Source organism: Solibacillus sp. FSL K6-1523 (assembly GCF_038005225.1).
Classification (GTDB): domain Bacteria; phylum Bacillota; class Bacilli; order Bacillales_A; family Planococcaceae; genus Solibacillus.
The window spans coordinates 3,084,182-3,102,557 of sequence record NZ_JBBOSU010000001.1 but is presented as its reverse complement, the minus strand read 5'-3'; the positions used below and the strand labels follow the sequence as shown (position 1 = coordinate 3,102,557).

General features: G+C 36.2%; 17 protein-coding genes and 1 pseudogene. 10 read left to right on the top strand and 8 right to left on the bottom strand.

Annotated features, from left to right (window positions below):
- Positions 1-308: 308 nt before the first annotated feature.
- Entirely contained in the window at positions 309-1,367 is a 1,059-nt protein-coding gene (locus MHI10_RS14995; RefSeq protein ID WP_340786765.1) for a hypothetical protein, read from the top strand.
- A gap of 64 nt (positions 1,368-1,431) precedes the next feature.
- On the opposite strand, the gene MHI10_RS14990 is transcribed toward MHI10_RS14995, so the two are convergent.
- Positions 1,432-1,656 (bottom strand): helix-turn-helix domain-containing protein, encoded by a 225-nt coding sequence (locus MHI10_RS14990; protein ID WP_340786763.1) that lies wholly within the window; start codon positions 1,654-1,656, stop codon positions 1,432-1,434.
- A 350-nt stretch (positions 1,657-2,006) separates the two neighbouring features.
- On the opposite strand from MHI10_RS14990, the gene MHI10_RS14985 reads away from it, so the two are divergent.
- The 5 genes and pseudogenes from MHI10_RS14985 to MHI10_RS14965 all read left to right on the top strand — a co-directional run bounded on the left by MHI10_RS14985 (position 2,007) and on the right by MHI10_RS14965 (position 8,309).
- The gene (locus MHI10_RS14985; RefSeq protein WP_340786761.1) at positions 2,007-2,183 is read left to right on the top strand and encodes a hypothetical protein; all 177 of its coding nucleotides are present in this window, start codon (positions 2,007-2,009) and stop codon (positions 2,181-2,183) included.
- A gap of 38 nt (positions 2,184-2,221) precedes the next feature.
- Positions 2,222-3,268 (top strand): annotated as a pseudogene (locus MHI10_RS14980) (protein prkA); the annotation flags it as partial.
- Positions 3,269-3,825: 557 nt separating this feature from the next.
- The gene (yhbH, locus tag MHI10_RS14975) at positions 3,826-4,992 is read left to right on the top strand and encodes a sporulation protein YhbH (protein WP_340786759.1); all 1,167 of its coding nucleotides are present in this window, start codon (positions 3,826-3,828) and stop codon (positions 4,990-4,992) included.
- A 13-nt stretch (positions 4,993-5,005) separates the two neighbouring features.
- Complete coding sequence (locus tag MHI10_RS14970) at positions 5,006-6,403, top strand: SpoVR family protein (RefSeq protein WP_340786757.1); 1,398 nt, start codon at positions 5,006-5,008, stop codon at positions 6,401-6,403.
- A 238-nt stretch (positions 6,404-6,641) separates the two neighbouring features.
- On the top strand, positions 6,642-8,309 hold the full coding sequence (locus tag MHI10_RS14965) for a ribonuclease J (RefSeq protein WP_340786756.1): 1,668 nt from the start codon (positions 6,642-6,644) through the stop codon (positions 8,307-8,309).
- A 189-nt stretch (positions 8,310-8,498) separates the two neighbouring features.
- Here the strand turns inward: MHI10_RS14965 and MHI10_RS14960 are convergent, their stop codons facing one another.
- Positions 8,499-9,230, bottom strand: coding sequence for an alpha/beta fold hydrolase (locus MHI10_RS14960; protein WP_340786754.1), 732 nt, complete (start codon positions 9,228-9,230; stop codon positions 8,499-8,501).
- 530 nt (positions 9,231-9,760) lie between these two features.
- Here MHI10_RS14960 and MHI10_RS14955 point away from each other — a divergent pair.
- The 3 genes from MHI10_RS14955 (at position 9,761) to MHI10_RS14945 (ending at position 11,579) form a co-directional block, all read left to right on the top strand.
- Positions 9,761-10,207 carry an ASCH domain-containing protein gene (locus MHI10_RS14955; protein ID WP_340786752.1) on the top strand — a complete coding sequence of 149 codons (447 nt, stop codon included), beginning with the start codon at positions 9,761-9,763 and terminating at the stop codon, positions 10,205-10,207.
- 227 nt (positions 10,208-10,434) lie between these two features.
- Positions 10,435-10,641 (top strand): hypothetical protein, encoded by a 207-nt coding sequence (locus MHI10_RS14950; RefSeq protein ID WP_340786750.1) that lies wholly within the window; start codon positions 10,435-10,437, stop codon positions 10,639-10,641.
- A 155-nt stretch (positions 10,642-10,796) separates the two neighbouring features.
- Entirely contained in the window at positions 10,797-11,579 is a 783-nt protein-coding gene (locus MHI10_RS14945) for an MBL fold metallo-hydrolase (protein ID WP_340786748.1), read from the top strand.
- Positions 11,580-11,621: 42 nt separating this feature from the next.
- Here MHI10_RS14945 and MHI10_RS14940 read toward each other — a convergent pair whose 3' ends face one another.
- The 4 genes from MHI10_RS14940 to MHI10_RS14925 all read right to left on the bottom strand — a co-directional run bounded on the left by MHI10_RS14940 (position 11,622) and on the right by MHI10_RS14925 (position 14,145).
- A complete protein-coding gene (locus MHI10_RS14940) occupies positions 11,622-12,038 on the bottom strand; it encodes a DUF3888 domain-containing protein (protein WP_340786747.1) in 417 nt (138 codons plus the stop codon).
- 290 nt (positions 12,039-12,328) lie between these two features.
- The gene (locus MHI10_RS14935) at positions 12,329-12,799 is read right to left on the bottom strand and encodes a GNAT family N-acetyltransferase (protein ID WP_340786745.1); all 471 of its coding nucleotides are present in this window, start codon (positions 12,797-12,799) and stop codon (positions 12,329-12,331) included.
- A gap of 138 nt (positions 12,800-12,937) precedes the next feature.
- On the bottom strand, positions 12,938-13,384 hold the full coding sequence (locus MHI10_RS14930) for a universal stress protein (RefSeq protein WP_340786744.1): 447 nt from the start codon (positions 13,382-13,384) through the stop codon (positions 12,938-12,940).
- A 164-nt stretch (positions 13,385-13,548) separates the two neighbouring features.
- A complete protein-coding gene (locus tag MHI10_RS14925) occupies positions 13,549-14,145 on the bottom strand; it encodes a biotin transporter BioY (protein WP_340786742.1) in 597 nt (198 codons plus the stop codon).
- A gap of 193 nt (positions 14,146-14,338) precedes the next feature.
- Here MHI10_RS14925 and MHI10_RS14920 point away from each other — a divergent pair, with 193 nt between their 5' ends.
- Positions 14,339-15,805 (top strand): protein adenylyltransferase SelO, encoded by a 1,467-nt coding sequence (locus MHI10_RS14920; protein ID WP_340786740.1) that lies wholly within the window; start codon positions 14,339-14,341, stop codon positions 15,803-15,805.
- A 74-nt stretch (positions 15,806-15,879) separates the two neighbouring features.
- Here MHI10_RS14920 and nspC read toward each other — a convergent pair whose 3' ends face one another.
- Positions 15,880-17,040, bottom strand: a complete 1,161-nt coding sequence (gene nspC, locus MHI10_RS14915) for a carboxynorspermidine decarboxylase (protein ID WP_340789258.1) — start codon at positions 17,038-17,040, stop codon at positions 15,880-15,882.
- Positions 17,041-17,075: 35 nt separating this feature from the next.
- Positions 17,076-18,308, bottom strand: coding sequence for a saccharopine dehydrogenase family protein (locus tag MHI10_RS14910; RefSeq protein WP_340786739.1), 1,233 nt, complete (start codon positions 18,306-18,308; stop codon positions 17,076-17,078).
- Positions 18,309-18,376: the final 68 nt, after the last annotated feature.

The following is an 18,376-nucleotide window of genomic DNA, read 5'->3' as shown; positions in this document are numbered from 1 at the left end:
ATTGAAGAACTTTCTATCAACAAGCAACCCATCAATGAACTAGCATGCCAAGTAAATAAAATACAATTGAGCTGTACGAGGAAGACGTCCCTACCAAGGTAGCCTTACAAAAAGGTGTATCAAGGTCAATAAGCAGATTGAGCAACTTGAGGTTAGACTCTTGAAAAAACTAAAGTTGTAATCACTAAAGGTACACAATATAGAGGAAGCTACCATTCAAGTTGTCACGGCTAATTTCCACTTCTTGTTATATTTATTGTATAATAATTATTTGTAATTACATTAAATATATTTGGTGGTGCTGGTAATTGAAAAAATATAAATTAACTTTAGTAAAGAAGGATCAAAAAATTTTTAATCCACATCAATTGGCACAATTTATTTCTGACTATGGTACAGAGTGTTATAAATTAGATTTGATAAAAGGAATTTCATTAGCATTAAGAAACAACGTTGATCCAAGTAAAATTGTTATTTTAGATAAATCATTAAAGAAACTAGGTTTTAGATACAAAAGTATTAAATTAGATAACGGTAATCAATTGAATTCTATGCAGGCAATTGGAAAGCCAGTAAGCTTAGGATTTAATTTGAAAGTCTTTCATGTATCTTTGGTAATTGAGTTATACAATTTTTGTAACGCTCGACTAAAAAAGAATTTAAAACCTAATTACCTTTCATTAGCATATGAATTTTTAAAAAGTGGTGATATTGAAGAGGCATTAGAATTATTGATTCAAAATGCGGTTGAATTGTATTCAAATAGAAGAGGAGCAAGTAGTTTTACTAATGACCTAGAAAAGAAAAAATTGGAGTTATTATCAAAGGAAGATTCTTATAATGAAAATAAGGATGTTTTCTTTACTAAACTCGAAAAATTAAAAAGACCTCTCGTTGGAATAATAAACGGTGATACAATTGAAGTAGTTAAATTTGAACATTTAAACTTAAGAGGCGAACCAGCGATTGATTTTAAGCGTATTGAGCATAACAGTCCATTAGAAGCTGATCCACTTTCAGTATTAGGCTTAGCCAAAACAGCTGTTGATGTATATATGTCGTTTAAGGTAGGTAATGAACAGATAAGAACTGAACAGGAAAAGCAACGGACTGAGCAGATATTGCAAGATTATTTAAGAGAAAGTATTATTAATGATGGTTTAAGAAAAGATGCGATCATATCAAATATTAAGAGGCAGTCAAATGTTTTAGATGAAGAAATTTCTACTAAAGAGGCAATAGATTTGATTCCAAATAGAGAATTGAAAATTCGTGCAACAAATGCATATTTGAACCAGTGTCATCAAATGGCTAAGTTTAAAAGTAAATATAACGTTGATTTAAAAAGCTACGATATAAGTTGTTAAACCGCACTTACATAAAAAGCCGAATAAGAACAAATAAAGTCGCCCATGTAGTACAAGGGCGACTTTATTTGTCTTTGATTTCTATAAGGTCAATGATTTCTCTAATATCATTTAGCTCTAAAGTGTCAGCAATTTTCTCGATATGGTTAAAGTTAATATTTTGCCTCTTGTGATTAGCTAATTCACTTAAAGTAGCGTGGCGTATATCTGTTAACCGAGATAATTCTCTTAATGAAATCCCTCTCTGCTTGACTAGTTCATGAATTTTTACCCTGATTTTACTTGTCATAACTAACCCCATTAAAAAAGTGTATTGACTATCTAGTAAAAGATAGCATATACTCATAACACGAGTGGTACGCAATAGCGTACCGAAAACCTATTTTATTAAGGTTGTAGGTTTCTGGATAAATATAGGGATAGGGAAATCAACAACATTCTAATAATGATGAAATAGTCGAAGGAAATTGAAACTTTTTACAGTACATGTGAAGTTGAAATGTTAGTGGACGATTTGTGAATTGCTGAAAATAGATTTTCCAATTTATACAAACAGGGAATATTTAAGGAGAAATGATGAAATTAACACTTTAACTTTTACTTATGTTTTTAACAAAGTGAAAACAGGGGGATTCGTTGATGGGGGAATATGATGTCGAGGCAATGAAATTAGAAGAAGGTACTGAAATAATTGAGACAGAAATAGGAAGGATTTATATTCTTCCTCCAAAGGAAACGCCAATAAAAGAAAATAGTGAAAATATTTATCAACTCTTGGCTAGGTTACTGATTGAAGATAAAGTGAATGCCAAATAAGAAAGCTTTTTAACAATGGGATATTTTGTATGTATCAGTACAGTGCCGATGAATTGATCGTGGCTCATACGAACGAAACGGAATATCGTACGTTTATTTCCAATAAGAAAAACGAGGCATTGCATTCAAGAATTATCGTGATGCCAATCCCTTATAACTTGATTGTTAGTCAAGAGGAAAAAATTTATGAGAAAATGATTAATGAAAGTGATATGGCCCATGTTCATATTGCGCCGCATGCCCTGCGCGTTGCAGCTATTTTCTCAGTGTTGACGCGTTTAGAAACGCCGAAAAAAGCAGGCGTTGATCTCCTTAAAAAAATGCGTTTGTATGACGGTGAAAATGTCGAGGGCTTCAATCAAGTCGACTTGGAGGAGCTGAAAAAAGAGTATCCAAACGAAGGGATGCATGGCATTGACCCGCGTTATGTGATTAACCGTGTGTCGTCCGCCATCATTCGTAAAGAAGTGCCGTCAATCAATGCGCTGGATGTTTTACGGTCATTGAAAGATGGCCTTGACCAGCATGCATCGATTTCTCAGGAAGACAAAGAAAAGTATATGAATTATATTGCGGTTGCTAGAAAAGAATACGATGATATTGCGAAAAATGAAGTGCAAAAAGCGTTTGTGTATTCGTATGAAGAATCCGCGAAAACAATGTTGAATAATTATTTGGATAATGTAGAAGCGTTTTGCAATAAAAATAAAATCCGTGATCAGTTAACGGGTGAAGAAATGAATCCGGATGAAAAATTAATGCGTTCGATTGAGGAACAAGTTGGTATTTCTGAAAATGCGAAAAAAGCATTCCGTGAAGAAATTTTAATTCGTCTATCGGCATTTGCGCGCAACGGAAAACGATTTGATTATAATTCGCATGATGCATTACGTGAAGCGATTCAAAAGAAATTGTTTGCAGATTTAAAGGATGTTGTTAAAATTACGACTTCATTGAAAACACCAGATGAAGCACAACTGAAAAAGATGAATGAAGTTGTCGCGACACTCATTGATGAGCATGGCTATAACTCAACTTCAGCAAATGAATTATTACGCTATGTAGGTAGTTTACTCAACCGTTAACTTAATTCATCGGGGGTTTAAATCCCCGATGAATCAAGTTAAGCCCCCGGCGGATGTCATAGATTTTTTAGGGGAGCTTTTCGAGCGAGCTCGAAAAAAATCTGGACGCAATTACACCAAGGCGTAATTGATTGAGTACAAGGGTTATCCGAGAAATTGGATACCCCTTTTTTATTTCTCGAATCAAGTACAAAATTGAATAAAAATCGCATAGTATAGACAAAGCCGTTTTTTATGGGCTGTCTTTATGAATTGAAAATTATCTATTATTAAGAGTGGGAAAAATTTAAGAGAACGCAATGTTACTAGAACTTTGAGCTAAATACTATCCTGTAGGTTGCAAATAATAAAACGGCTAAAACAAAAGCTAATTGGTGAAAAGTCTTAATCAGAATCCGCCGCCTCCCACTGGAAGCGGCGCAGCAAATCTAGAAAGCTTAGAATTACACATTTTATGAAAATTCATATTAGAAAGCTTACTTCAACGTAAGATTTTTTTAGTTCATTGTATAAAATTTTTATAGAAAATAAAAAATTAATAGATTGGTGAGGATAAAATGAGTGAAAAAGAACAAAACCGTTTTGTTGTCTCACAGGAAAATTGGTCTCTCCATCGAAAAGGTCACCAAGATCAGCAGCGTCATAATGAAAAAGTAAAAGAAGCCATCAAAAATAATTTACCGGAATTAATAAGTGATGAAAGCATCATTTTGTCGAATGGTGACAAGACAATCAAAATTCCAATCCGTTCTTTAGATGAATACAAAATCCGCTATAACTATGATAAGTCAAAACATGTTGGGCAAGGTCAAGGAGATAGTCAAGTGGGAGATGTTGTGGCGCGGGAACCCGGTAGTGGAAAAAGTGCCGGTGCTGGGAAAGGGAAAGAAGCGGGAGATAAACCAGGGGAAGATTATTTTGAAACAGAAGTAAATATTGAAGAAATACAAGGCCTGTTGTTTCAAGAATTAGAGTTACCTAATTTACAACAAAAAGAAGCGGCGGATATTACGACAGAAAAGATTGAGTTCAATGATATTCGGAAAAAAGGGCTAATGGGAAATGTTGATAAGAAACGAACAATTATGACGGCGATTAAACGTAATGCGATGCACGGGAAAGCCGCGATTAGCCCGATTTTTAATGATGATCTCCGTTTTAAAACGTGGGATGAGGTCGTTAAACCGGAATCAAAAGCGGTCGTGCTTGCGATGATGGATGTCAGTGGTTCGATGGGGAATTTTGAAAAATCTTGTGCAAGAAGCTTTTTCTTTTGGATGATTAAGTTTTTACGTTCCAAGTACGAAACGGTCGAAATTGAATTTATCGCGCACCATACGATCGCGAAAACCGTGACAGAGCAAGAGTTTTTTACGAGGGGAGAAAGTGGCGGTACGATTTGTTCTTCCGCTTATGCCAAAGCATTAGAGTTGATCGATCAAAAATATCACCCTGCTCGTTACAATATTTACCCAGTGCATTTTTCAGATGGCGAAAATTTAACAATGGATAATGAAAAGAGTTTGAAATTGGTGCAGGAGCTTATGAAAGTATCAAGCATGTTTGGCTACGGAGAGGTTAATGAATCGAACAGGACTTCTGCGTTAATGATGACCTTTAAAAAAATTGATGATCCAAAATTCCGCTTCTCGATTATTAAAAGAAGACAGGAAGTATATGATGCGTTAAAGGAAATCTTCAAAAAACAGGAAGCCGATTTGTAAGGGGGGACAATGAATGGAAAGAGAGCTTGGCCGAGCAATTGACGAGATTACGGAAATTGCAGTAGGGTTTGGTTTAGACTTTTATCCAATGCGTTATGAAATTTGTCCGGCTGATATTATTTATACTTTCGGTGCTTACGGAATGCCCACGCGCTTTACCCACTGGAGTTTCGGGAAACAATTTCATAAAATGAAGCTGCAATATGATTTAGGACTCAGCCAAATTTATGAACTGGTTATTAACTCCAATCCTTGCTATGCATTTTTACTCGATACGAATTCATTAATACAAAATAAACTCATTATCGCGCATGTGTTAGCGCATTGCGATTTCTTTAAAAATAATGTGCGCTTCTCCAATACGAGACGAGATATGGTCGAGAGTATGACCGCAACAGCAGAACGGATTGCGAGCTATGAAATTTTATACGGGAAAGATGAAGTTGAAAAGTTTTTGGATGCTGTGCTTGCTATCCAGGAGCATATAGACCCTTCCATATTACGACCGAAATTATTTGCACCAGAGGAAGATGAAGTGGAAGAAATTCAAATTATAAAAACACCATATGATGATTTATGGAAAATGGGGGAGACAGAAAATTCACCGCCACCAGTTAAACTGAAAAAGAAAAAATTCCCCGTGCAACCGGAAAAAGATTTATTGTTATTTATTGAAGAAAATAGTCGTGAATTGGAAGAGTGGCAGCGTGATATATTAACGATGCTACGTGAAGAAATGCTGTACTTTTGGCCGCAATTAGAAACAAAAATTATGAATGAAGGTTGGGCCTCGTATTGGCATCAACGCATTATGCGGGAGCTAAATTTAACAACATCGGAAACGATTGAGTATGCGAAGTTAAATGCTGGTGTTGTGCAACCGTCAAAAACGACAATTAATCCTTATTATTTAGGGGTCAAAATATTTGAACACATTGAAAAGAAATACGATAACCCGACAGATGAAATGAAGCGTTTCGGTGCAAAACCAAATGCGGGGCGCGAGAAAATATTTGAAGTACGAGAAATTGAATCGGACGTTTCCTTTATTCGAAATTATTTATCAAAGGAATTAGTCAATGAAGAAGACTTGTATGTTTTTGCGAAAAAGGGTCAGGAGTATAAAATTACAGACAAGGATCATGAGGAAGTAAAAAATCAGCTTATTTCCATGCGTGTAAATGGAGGATTTCCATATATCGTTGTAGAAGATGGTGACTATTCGCGAAGTGGGGAATTATACTTAAAGCATGGCTATGAAGGAATGGAATTAGATCCGACTTATTTAGAACATGTTTTGCCGTATATTTATCAGCTTTGGGGGCGCCCTGTTTATTTGGAAACGATATTAGAAAATAAAGCAATTATTTATATGTTTGATGGTAAAAAAGGGAGCCGTAGATTTAAGTAAGGGTAGGGCAAAGATGAATAAATGGCGCTTCTTAGGACGAAAAAATCGGCTGAAGAAGTGCTATTTTTTTGTGGAAAAACTACATAACATATGAGCAAATGATGCAGTACAAAGTAGATTAAGGAAAATGGATGAATTGTAACCGTATAGCTCAGACTGGAATAACGAATACTAATATTTGTTAAAGCAATCAACAATCGACTTTTTTCAAGGAATGTAACAGCAGGAGGGAATCTTATTGGCTAGTACAGAACGTGCATTATCCATTTTTGCTTTAGGTGGCATTAATGAAATCGGTAAAAATATGTATGTCATTCAATGTTTGGATGAAATCATCATCATTGACTGTGGTGCAAAATTTGCAGATAAAAGCTTGTTAGGTGTTGATTTAATTATCCCTAATTTTACGTATTTACAGGAAAATAAAGATAAAATTAAAGGGTTAATTGTAACGCATGGACATGAGGATCATATTGGTGGCATTCCATACATGCTAAAAAAATTAAATGTGCCAATCTATGCTTCTCGTTTTACACTTGGTTTGATTGAATTAAAATTAAAAGAACATAAATTACTTCGCGATACACAATTAGTTGAAATTACGGCAGATTCCCATTTAGACTTTGAGCAGATGGCGGTTACTTTTTTTAAGACAAGCCATAGCATTCCCGATTGCTTAGGCTTAGTCTTTCACACGCCTGAAGGAAAAGTCGTTCATACAGGGGACTTTAAATTTGATTTAACTCCTATAAATGATCAAACATCCGATATTCATAAAATGGCTGAAATCGGTACGCAAGGCGTTTTAGCATTAATATCGGAAAGTACGAATGCAGAGCGACCTGGGTCAACACCTTCAGAAAAATTAGTAGCGGGTCATTTAGAAGAAGAATTTTTAAAAGCAACAGGGAAGATTTTTATTACAACCTTTGCATCAAATGTTAATCGAATTCAGCAAATCGTGGAAGCTGCTAAAAAAACGAATCGAAAAATTGTCTTGCTTGGGCGGAGTATGGTGAACGTTACCTCTGTTGCAATGGAACTTGGCTATTTAAACATTCCGAGTTGGATGCTCATTGAAGTAAGTGAAATAAAGCATATCCCACCAGAACGCATTGTTGTTTTATGTACGGGAAGCCAAGGGGAGCCACTCGCTGCACTTTCCCGGCTGTCCACTGGCAATAATCGAGATGTTAAAATTGAACAAGGGGATACCGTTATTTTTGCCGCTTCACCGATTCCTGGAAATGAAAAAGATGTTTCGAAAATTGTAGATAATGTGTTTCAACTTGGTGCCAAGGTTGTATATGGGAATTCCAGTGTGACGGGGATGCATGTGTCTGGTCATGGGTATCAAGAGGATTTAAAGCTAATGCTCACATTAATGAAGCCGAAATATTTCATTCCCATCCATGGGGAATACAGAATGCTTCACATACACCGCTTTTTAGCTGAGGCGGTTGGCATCCCACAACACCGTACCTTTATCCTTCAAAATGGAGATGTTGTGGATATTGAAGGTGCTGTTGCGCGGCAAACACGTGATGTACCTGCTGGCGATACGTATGTGGATGGAGGTGCAGGTATTGGAGAAGTAGGGGAAGTTGTATTACGTGACCGGAAACAGCTTTCTGAGGATGGGATGCTCGTAATTATCGTGACGATTAGTAAATATGATGGCTCCATTATTGTGGATCCAGATACAATTTCCCGTGGATTTGTTTACGAAAAAGAATCAAAGGGAATGTTGAACGATATAAATGAACTTGCGAAAGATGCCGTAAATAAATTTAATGAAGCAAATGCTTATGCGATGAAGCGTGCGATTAAAAAAGTAGTGGACCAATATATATTTACACTGACGATGAGAAAGCCGATGATTTTGCCGGTTATTATTGAAATATAGCACGTGATTCAAACCTGTCTTGGAAGAAGGGAAGTCTGTTTTTGGGACAGGTTTACATAATTCCCCTTTGAAATTTCGTTAATAGCCAACTTCCCGATGATAATAGCCATTTTCCAAGTGTTAATAGACAAAATACATTGGTTATTAGCTGATTGGATACAGTTAATAGCCAATCTACGTTTTAGCTGTTTATTCGTTGTTTTTCAGCAAATTATCAAGCAACCGATTGAATACTTGTTGGTTTTCTAATGGCGCATTATGTCCTACACCTTCAATTATTTCCGACTTACCCAAAAGAGCAAGTTTTTTCATAGACTGCTTCATTAATCGATTTTCCTTTTCACCAATTGTGAATAAAAACTGAGTGTTGGCATTAATAATGGTAGCCGGTAGTACAAAATTTAAATTTTCCTTTAAAATATGTATTAAGTTACTTCTACTCATATTACATGTATCCATATAATATTTTTCGAAATATGTATCACTTATTCCTAGTGTTTTTGCCTGTAATTTAGCGAATGCTCGTTTCTGTATTAATGGATATGTGACATAAATGGTTGGGGAAATACAGAGGCGCATCGTTTTTTGCGGAATTACTAATGCACTGTTAATCATTGCACGTTTGAAAGCGTTTGGTCGTTCATTGATCATTTGAAGGGCAATTTGAGAACCGAGCGAAAATCCAATGACGTTCCAGTTTTTATTGGGGGCAACTTCATCTAACGTATTCCATAATTTATTGATGGAAGATTCCATTGAAAAAACTTCGTTACTGCTCGCCCCATGTCCTGGTAAATCAGGGGTAATACAATGATAATTTTTAAAATAATTAATTTGTGATTCCCACATCCAACTACTAACGCCTCCACCATGAAGAAACAGCAATACTTCTTCGCCATCCCCAAATTGTTTGAAATTCATAATGTGACCTCCTGAATTTTTTGATAGATTGCCATATTTTTTGAAGCGATTTCGGGTTATTAGCCAATTAATCAGCTTTATTAGCCAAACTTACGCACAATATAGCCATATTACGGTCGTTACTAGCCAATCTTCAGCGCTATATAGCCAAAATAATACAGTAACTAGCCATTACACGTTTTACTAGCCAAATTCCCTCAAATACTCGCCAAACTCGCTTCCTACCTATCCGTCAATTCATTCAAAAAAGGAATGATATGTAGAAAGAACGGGATCTGGTTTTGTGCCATTTTTTAATTCAATTTACCCCACTGTAACATTCGGAATATAAAATTTCCATCAAGAGAAAAAAGAGGGAGGCTTAGAATTGCCGTTTTCACGTATGGAGATATATGTTATTCTTATAAGAAAAATGAATTAGTAGGTGTCACGTATGTATAAGGTTGTCACGGAGGAAACATAATGGGTTTTGCCAAGTTCTCATAATAATAGAATGCAATTTATAAATTATGAAACGAGGTATAACAATTATGAATAATCATACAAAGCAGTTTTGGGATAAATATTGGTCTGACTTAGGTGAAAAACAACCGAGTCATGTGGATGCTTTTCAGTTTGGTGATGATGCAGATTGGCTGGCAAGTTTAGTTGTAGAAGGGAAGAAAACCGCTACATGCTCGGGTTATGTTTTTTATGAGTTAGAACAAGAGCCACTTCCACAGAAAGGGCAATATTCCATTGTTATAAATACAAAAGACGAGCCCGTTGCAATCATCGAGCTAACAGATGTTTTCATTTCTCCAATGAATGAAGTGCCAATAGAATTTGCCTTAGCAGAAGGTGAAGGAGATTATGAATATTGGTGGAATGCGCATAAGCAGTTTTTTAGCGAGTTATTGCAGCCTTATCATTTGCCGTTTGAAGAGGACATGTTACTTGTATGTGAGCGATTTAAAGTGATTCATACTGCTGAATAAATTATTTAGTTTGAAGAAAATTATCAATTGAATTTTGACGGTATGTATTGTGAATAGTCGTATATCCTTTTTTAGCAATCGGATATGCGGCTATTTTCATAGATGATTATTTGTAGGATCTTTATGTTAATGTAACTATAAAGATTGTAAGGAAATGCTCTTAAAATCACGAGGTAGGTTAGTAAAGTGAAATGTTTTATAATATCTAACTATTTAGGAGGAATATTATGGGTCAGACATTGTTTGCGTCAAGTGGTTTGTTTATACTTTTAACTTTTTTACCTATTATTATTTATTTACTACTAACTGCTTTTGCTATTTATTTCGTAATTAAAGTAGTTAAGTTCATGAATGAAAAGACAAAATTAGACCGAGAAAAAAACGAGAAACTTACTGAAATCATTAAAGTTCTTAATCAAGATAAAAAGGATTAAATAATATTAAATTTTAATCAACAAACGGTAAAGCATTTATCTTATTGAACTAACGCTGCAGGTTAATTTAATAAGCTATCTTATTTACAAAGGATTATTTGATTGTTTCGGAGTAATAGAAAGAATGTGACGCCATAGCAACTTGGAGGCTATTAATGATTAATGACTTGTGGTTTACAATTCAACAATTGGATGGAAATTCATACGCAATTAGTGAATATGGACATTGGGAGAAAGTACATTCTTTTTTATTATTGGGTAAGGAGAAAGCTGTACTAATTGATACGGGTCTTGGGATTGATAATATAAAAAGAATAACAGACCAATTAACTACCCTACCAATTGAAGTCATCACTACTCATGTTCACACTGACCATATCGGAAGTCATGGACAATATGAAATAATTTATGTCCATGAGAGCGATAAGGATTGGTTAGTGAATGGAATTAAAGGCTTGTCAATAGAACAAATAAGAAGAGATATTAGTAGAGATATAACATTACCTACTCCAGAAACGTTTAATCCCGATAAATATCAACCCTTTCAAGGGGAACCTACAGGCTTATTGAAAGATGGCGATGTAATTGAGCTGGGAAATAGAAAATTAATTATTTATCATACTCCAGGGCATTCTCCTGGGCATATATCCATTTTCGATGAAACGAACGGATATTTGTTTACGGGAGATTTACTTTATGATGAAACCCCTATATATGCTTTTTATCCTTCTACAAATCCTTGTGATTTAGTAAATTCATTGGAAAGAATATCAGAGATACCAAACGTTTCGATGGTTTATGGCTCACATAATACTTTAGGGCTTGAGCCAAAAATTTTAAAGGAAGTAAAAAACGCAGTTAAGTTTTTAAGAGAAAATGAATTAACTAAATTTGGTACAGGCATTCATCAATTCAATGGATTTAGTGTGCATTTTTAACTGTACTTTTGTCACTAACAGAGCAGGTTAATTGAAGCCTATTTATAATTCTGGAGGATATTTATACGTCTTTAAGTGCGTGTGATTTATCAATTTAACTTCAGGTCCAGAAGATATTTCATAAGTCATTCGGTCTTTTCCTATTGGAATCCATTGCCCGCCATCAGTTGGCTCAATTTCAAAAGTAATTTGCAAATCAAAGCCTCGGAAATGATTTCTTTTAGTTTCAATCAATTCAATTTTCCACGGAGTTACATGAGGTGAAACATCCTTTATAACCTTTGGATAATAATAGTTAGTCAAATCTTTTTCAATATAAGGAGTAAGCATTAACATTAGCATATCCTGTAATCTAAGCTCTTCAGAGTCCTGTGTTGCTCCAACTGATGAACCGATTGTTGTTTGAATAGGAGTAATAAGAACAAGGAATAGTATAAAGACGATTAACATCTTTTTCATTTTTTTCAATACACCTCTTTAGAACTACATCTAATTAATTGTATTGTTACCTTATCTGAAGAAAGTATGTGCTTATTCAACTATCAGAGGCTTTAAGTGAATATACGCATCCCGAAAGATCAATCTTTATTCTAGAAACCAACTGTTTTGATCCAACTTTGTTTCAAAACAGTTGGTTTCGTTCTTTTTAAAATCAGTGTGTGTAACTTACTTTTAATCGAATTTTATTCAAAAGCCCCATTAAACCTCGGCATAATCATAGTTTTAGTTCTTCTTACAAGTATCCAACCTCAAATTCGTATATGCATTTTGCTACTGATGCTTTCCATCCCGAGATATTCATAAAATTCTACCGCATTTGTATTAAACGCCCAAACATTTAATTCAATCGAAGTAGCACCCATTTCCTTAGTCCAATTAGTACATGCTTCAAATAGTAATTTTCCGACACCTTGTTTTTGCGTATCCTTTTTTACACCAAAGTCGTGAATATAGCCATAATTGCGTTGTACCAATGATTGGAAAGGAGGGGAAGATTCGATACTTATGACAGCAAAACCGATGACAATTCCATCCTTTTTAGCGATGAAAATTGTACTGTTTGTATCCTCGAGTAGTTCGTGATAATAAGATTCCGGCATAACGGCATCAACACTTTTAAAAACAGTCGGCCTATGTAATACATGTTCATCATGGCCTTCTTTCACAAGCTCATTCACTGCTAAATAATCTTTTTCTGTTGCTAAACAAATCATTGGCATAATTTCGTCTCCTTTAGCTTAGATGTTTTCGAAATTGTACCATAGTGTAAATAGAGTTGGAATAAAAAGGTTGTAGGATTTCGTGCTAAAAAAGACATTCTGCCATAAAAGCAAAATGTCTTTTTAAATAAAGCTAAATCATTCAGCTGTACGAACGACTAAAACGTCACATTTCGCATGACGAACGATTGCTTCGGTATTAGAGCCGATTAAAAATTGTTCTACTGAATTTAATCCGGTTGCACCACAAATAATTAAATCTACGGCTACAAGGTCAGTTAATTTTTTGGATAAAATCGATTTTGGGACACCTTTAGTGATAACTGTATTTACATTTGTAACGCCAGCTTCAGTTGCTTGTGTACGATAATTTTCTACTAAAACTTCTCCGTGCTTTTGAACAAGTTCAATCATATTTTCATATAACATCTCAACGCTTGTTGAAACACTTGTATCAATCACGTGAACAATATGTAAAGTTGAGTCAATATTGCGCTTTGCAACGTCGATTGCTTTACGAAATGCGAGTTCCGCTTCTTTTGAGCCATCTACTGCTACGACGATATTTTGGTATTGGTTAGCCATAGAAAATTCCTCCTTTTAATTATTTTCATTATACCAAACATTCGATAAATGAGAAAATAAAGAGCAGATTCAACTTAGTGAGAAAACAAAACAGGTGTGGAACATTATTGATCCCTCACCTGTTTTGTGTGTATTATTTTGTTTAAGTGGAGCCGAATGAAATATTACTTTTGTTTAATCGGAATGATTTTCAATGTTTTTTGAATGCGGAATGCGAAGAAACCAGCAAAAATCGCTAAAACGATATCTTTTGGCATCGGAGGCAACATCCATAACCATGCCATTTTATAAGTAAAACCATCTGGAGCGGCTGCCCAAAATTTATAAGCAAAATATAGCCAAGTTGTTCCTAACACATAGTTAATGGCTGTTGCTATAAATGCGGCTGTTACAAAAGCTTTTCGTGTTTGGAAACGCTCTACAATTAGACCTGCTACATAGGCACTTAAAATAAATGTTACGACAAAACCAAATGTAGGCTTCAAAATATATGAAAACCCACCCATAAATTGTGTAAATACCGGCGCACCAGCAAGCCCGACAAGCATATAAACGGTACAAGCAATCGCACCTTTCCGACTACCTAATACTAAGCCGGCTAAAACGGCAAAGAATGTTTGAAGTGTAATTGGAACGCCGCCAATTGCTAAAAAGGGAACAATCGTCGTAATGTTCGCCCCAATCATAATAAGCGTAGCAAACAATGCGCTATACACGAGGTCGATCGTTTTAAAATTAGAAGTTCTAGATACAGTTTCCATAGTAATCTCCTTAGTGTTAATGTATGAAATAAATAGGTTAACGTAAATATAAATGGAAAAAGAAGTATTGTCAACTAGTTTTTTTATTGAGTTAACATAAGGTGTGCGGAAGGATAAAAGTTAGATTTGACGGATAAATTCAAAATAGAGGCTATAATAATAGGCAAAGCATGAAAAAAGAAAAGAGGACACAATGAAGAATCATACAACAGAAAATTTTGGATTTCATTTTGAGAATAGCTATTTACAATTACCTAATGAATTTTATAGCAAAGTGCAATTAAATTCGGTTGAAGAGCCAGCTATTTTATTATTAAACCGAACTTTGGCCAAGCAGCTTGAGTTAAATGTAGATGCGTTATTTAAAGAGGGGGCACAGGTACTTGCAGGAAGTCAAATACCAAAAAATGCGGCACAAATAGCCCAGGCGTATGCAGGGCATCAATTTGGACATTTTAATATGCTTGGAGATGGGCGTGCATTATTGATTGGGGAACATGTGACAAAAAATAATACGCGCTTTGATATTCAATTGAAAGGTTCGGGACGCACACCTTATTCCCGTGGTGGAGACGGTCGCGCGGCTTTAGGACCAATGTTGCGCGAGTTTTTAATAAGCGAGGCAATGTTTGCATTACATGTCCCAACAACGCGTAGTTTAGCAGTTACGACAACGGGGGAACCAATTTACCGCGAGCAAGTATATGAAGGGGCAGTACTAACACGTGTTGCCGCAAGTCATTTGCGCGTCGGCACATTTCAATATGCAGCGAGCTTTTGTGACCGTGAAGCATTAAAAGAATTAGCAGACTATGCGATTATGCGTCACTATCCTCAATTAATGCAGGCTGAAAATCGTTATTTAGCATTTTTAGAGGAAGTGCTAGATCGTCAAGCATCCCTCGTTGCGAACTGGCAATTCATCGGATTTATTCACGGAGTAATGAATACCGATAATATGACGATTAGTGGAGAAACAATTGATTATGGGCCATGTGCGTTTATGGACCGCTACGATCGTAGTACGGTATTTAGCTCAATTGATAGAGAGTCGCGCTATTCATACGGCAATCAGCCTCAGATGGCAGGGTGGAATATAGCCCGATTTGCAGAAAGTTTATTACCGCTCATTCATGATGATGTAGACGAGGCAATACAGCTCGCTCAAAAAACAATTGAACAGTTCCCATCGATTTATGAAACGTACTATTATAACGGAATGCGTGAAAAGCTAGGGATGTTAACAGCCGATCCAGGAGACGAGGGATTGGTAGATGAATTACTTGCCTTGATGGAAGAAAATGAAGCCGATTATACGAATACATTACGTGCCTTATCTGAAAATAAGCGAACAGATGAAGCTGTTTTTCAATCTCCAAAATTTGGGGAATGGGAACAAAAATGGCTCACAAGAATTACACAGCAAGGTTCTACTTTAGAAGAAGCACTGCAAGTAATGCAATCGGTTAATCCGGTCGTCATTCCACGAAACCACCAAGTAGAGCATGCGATTCAAACGTTTGTGGAAGGCGACACGGCACCTTTTATGGAGCTGTTGCAAGTACTAACAAATCCATTTCATTTGCAGCCAGAACATAAAAAATATACACAGCTTCCAAATGATGATACACCGCCATTTGTAAGTTATTGCGGGACGTAAAATGAAGAGGGGGAGATGTTGAATGAACAACATCTCCCCCTTTATTAAATCAATTACGCCTCGGCGGAATCAAGTTATGACAATCGATTACGATAATCCTCATATTGGAATGAACGAATTACTTTGATTCCTTGCTCGTCATTGTATGAGCAAATACTCGGTAAGTTTACCCCATTGAACATATGCGTTTTGACCATCGTATAGTGTGCCATATCCGTAAAGACGAGTTTGTCACCAGGTTGTAATGGTTCATCGAATGAATAATCACCAATAATATCACCAGCAAGGCAAGTCATCCCACCTAAGCGGTACGTATATTGCTTTTCGTTTGGCATACCTGAGCCGATAATCATCGCGCGGTAAGGCATTTCGAGCGTATCTGGCATATGGCAAGTTGCAGAAGAATCAATGATTGCGAGCTCCATGCCATTGTGGACAATATCAAGTACTGTCGCCACAAAATAGCCGGTATTTAATGCAATAGCTTCACCTGGTTCTAAAATAACTTTTACATTATACGTTTCTTGAATACGATTAATTAAGCTTACTAAAAGCTCCACATCATAGCCTTCACGTGTAATATGATGGCCACCACCAAAGTTAATCCATTTCATTTGATGTAAGTACTTACCATACTTTTCTTCAAAGTGGACAAGAATGCGTTCGAGTACATCCGCGCCTTGCTCACACATCGCATGGAAATGAATACCTTCTACGCCGTCAAGCTCGTCCGGACGAAATGACTCTACCGGAATTCCAAGACGTGAATTGATGTAGCAAGGGTCATAAAGTGGTGTTTCAACCTCTGAATAACCAGGATTAACACGTAAACCAATTGAAATGTTTTTCTCATGATTTTGCACTTTTTGCTTGTATTTATTTAGCTGATCGAAAGAATTGAACACAATATGATCAACATACGTTAAATATTCATCGATTTCATGCTCTGCATAAGCAGGGGCATAAGCGTGTACTTCTTTGCCAAATTCTTCATAGCCTAAACGGGCTTCAAATAAAGAAGATGAAGTAATTCCTGCAAGATAGTTTTTCGCTAACGGAAACGTTGACCACATGGAAAATCCTTTTAATGCTAATAAAATATCGCAGCCTGTTCGGTCTTGCACGGACTTTAACAGTTCTAAGTTACGAGTTAATAAGCGCTCATCGACGACAAATGCAGGGGAAGGGGCAGCTTGCCAATCAATTCCTGTTGTTTGATCGAGTGCTTCTTTCATAATAGGTCGCTTGCGTTCATTTTTCACGCTGCTCATTATGCCTTAACCTTAGCTTCAGAAGTGAAATCTAAATCAACTAAATCAGGATTTTCTGTTTCTTGCCATGGAAGGCCCCACTTGTTTAATGCATTCATGAATGGATCTGGATTGAAGTCCTCTACATTCCAAACGCCTGGTTTTTGCCATTCGCCGTTCATGACAAGCATAGCACCGATCATTGCAGGTACACCAGTTGTGTAAGAAATCGCTTGAGAACCTACTTCGCGGTAGCATTCTTGGTGATCGCAAATGTTGTAAACGTAGTAAGTTTTTTCTTTTCCGTCTTTTAATCCTCTTACGATACAACCGATATTTGTTTTACCTTTTGTAAGTGGCCCTAATGTTGCAGGGTCCGGTAATACCGCTTTTAAAAATTGGATTGGCTGAATCATTTGACCTTGGAACTCAATTGGTTCAATCGATGTCATGCCAATGTTTTCAAGAACGTTTAAGTGAGTTAAATATTTTTCGCCAAACGTCATCCAAAAACGGATTTGTTTTAGGCCTTTAATGTTTTTTGCTAAAGATTCTAACTCTTCATGGTAAAGAAGATAGCAATCTTTTTCGCCGATTTCTGGTAAGTTGTATACCATTTTATATTCTAAAGGCTTCGTTTCAACCCATTCGCCTTCTTTCCAGAAACGACCGTTCGCTGTAATTTCACGAATGTTAATTTCTGGGTTGAAGTTTGTTGCGAAAGGAAGTCCGTGGTCTCCACCGTTTGCATCCACGATATCGATGTAATGAATTTCATCGAAGTGATGCTTTTGTGCATGCGCTGTGAATACGCCTGTTACACCTGGGTCGAAACCAGAACCTAGAAGTGCAGTAATGCCTGCTTCTTCAAAACGCTCCTTGTATGCCCATTGCCATTTATATTCGAATTTCGCAGTATCAAGTGGCTCATAGTTCGCCGTATCGATATAATGCGTCTTTGTTGCTAAACATGCATCCATAATTGTTAAGTCTTGATATGGTAAAGCTACGTTAATTACCACATCTGGTTTAAATCCATTGATTAGTTCAATTAGTTCGTCCGTATTGTCCGCATCCACCTGTGCAGTATGGATAATCGTTTTACCGCCGTCTAATTTTTCCTTCAAAGCATCGCATTTAGATTTTGTTCGACTTGCGATCATAATCTCCTCGAATACCTCAGAATTTTGTACACATTTGTGTACGACTACGCTAGCTACTCCGCCAGCACCAATAATCAATGCTTTACCCAATTCCTTGTCACGCTCCAAATCTCAAATTATTTTATTTGTTTCAATCCGAAACAAGATTGATTATATAG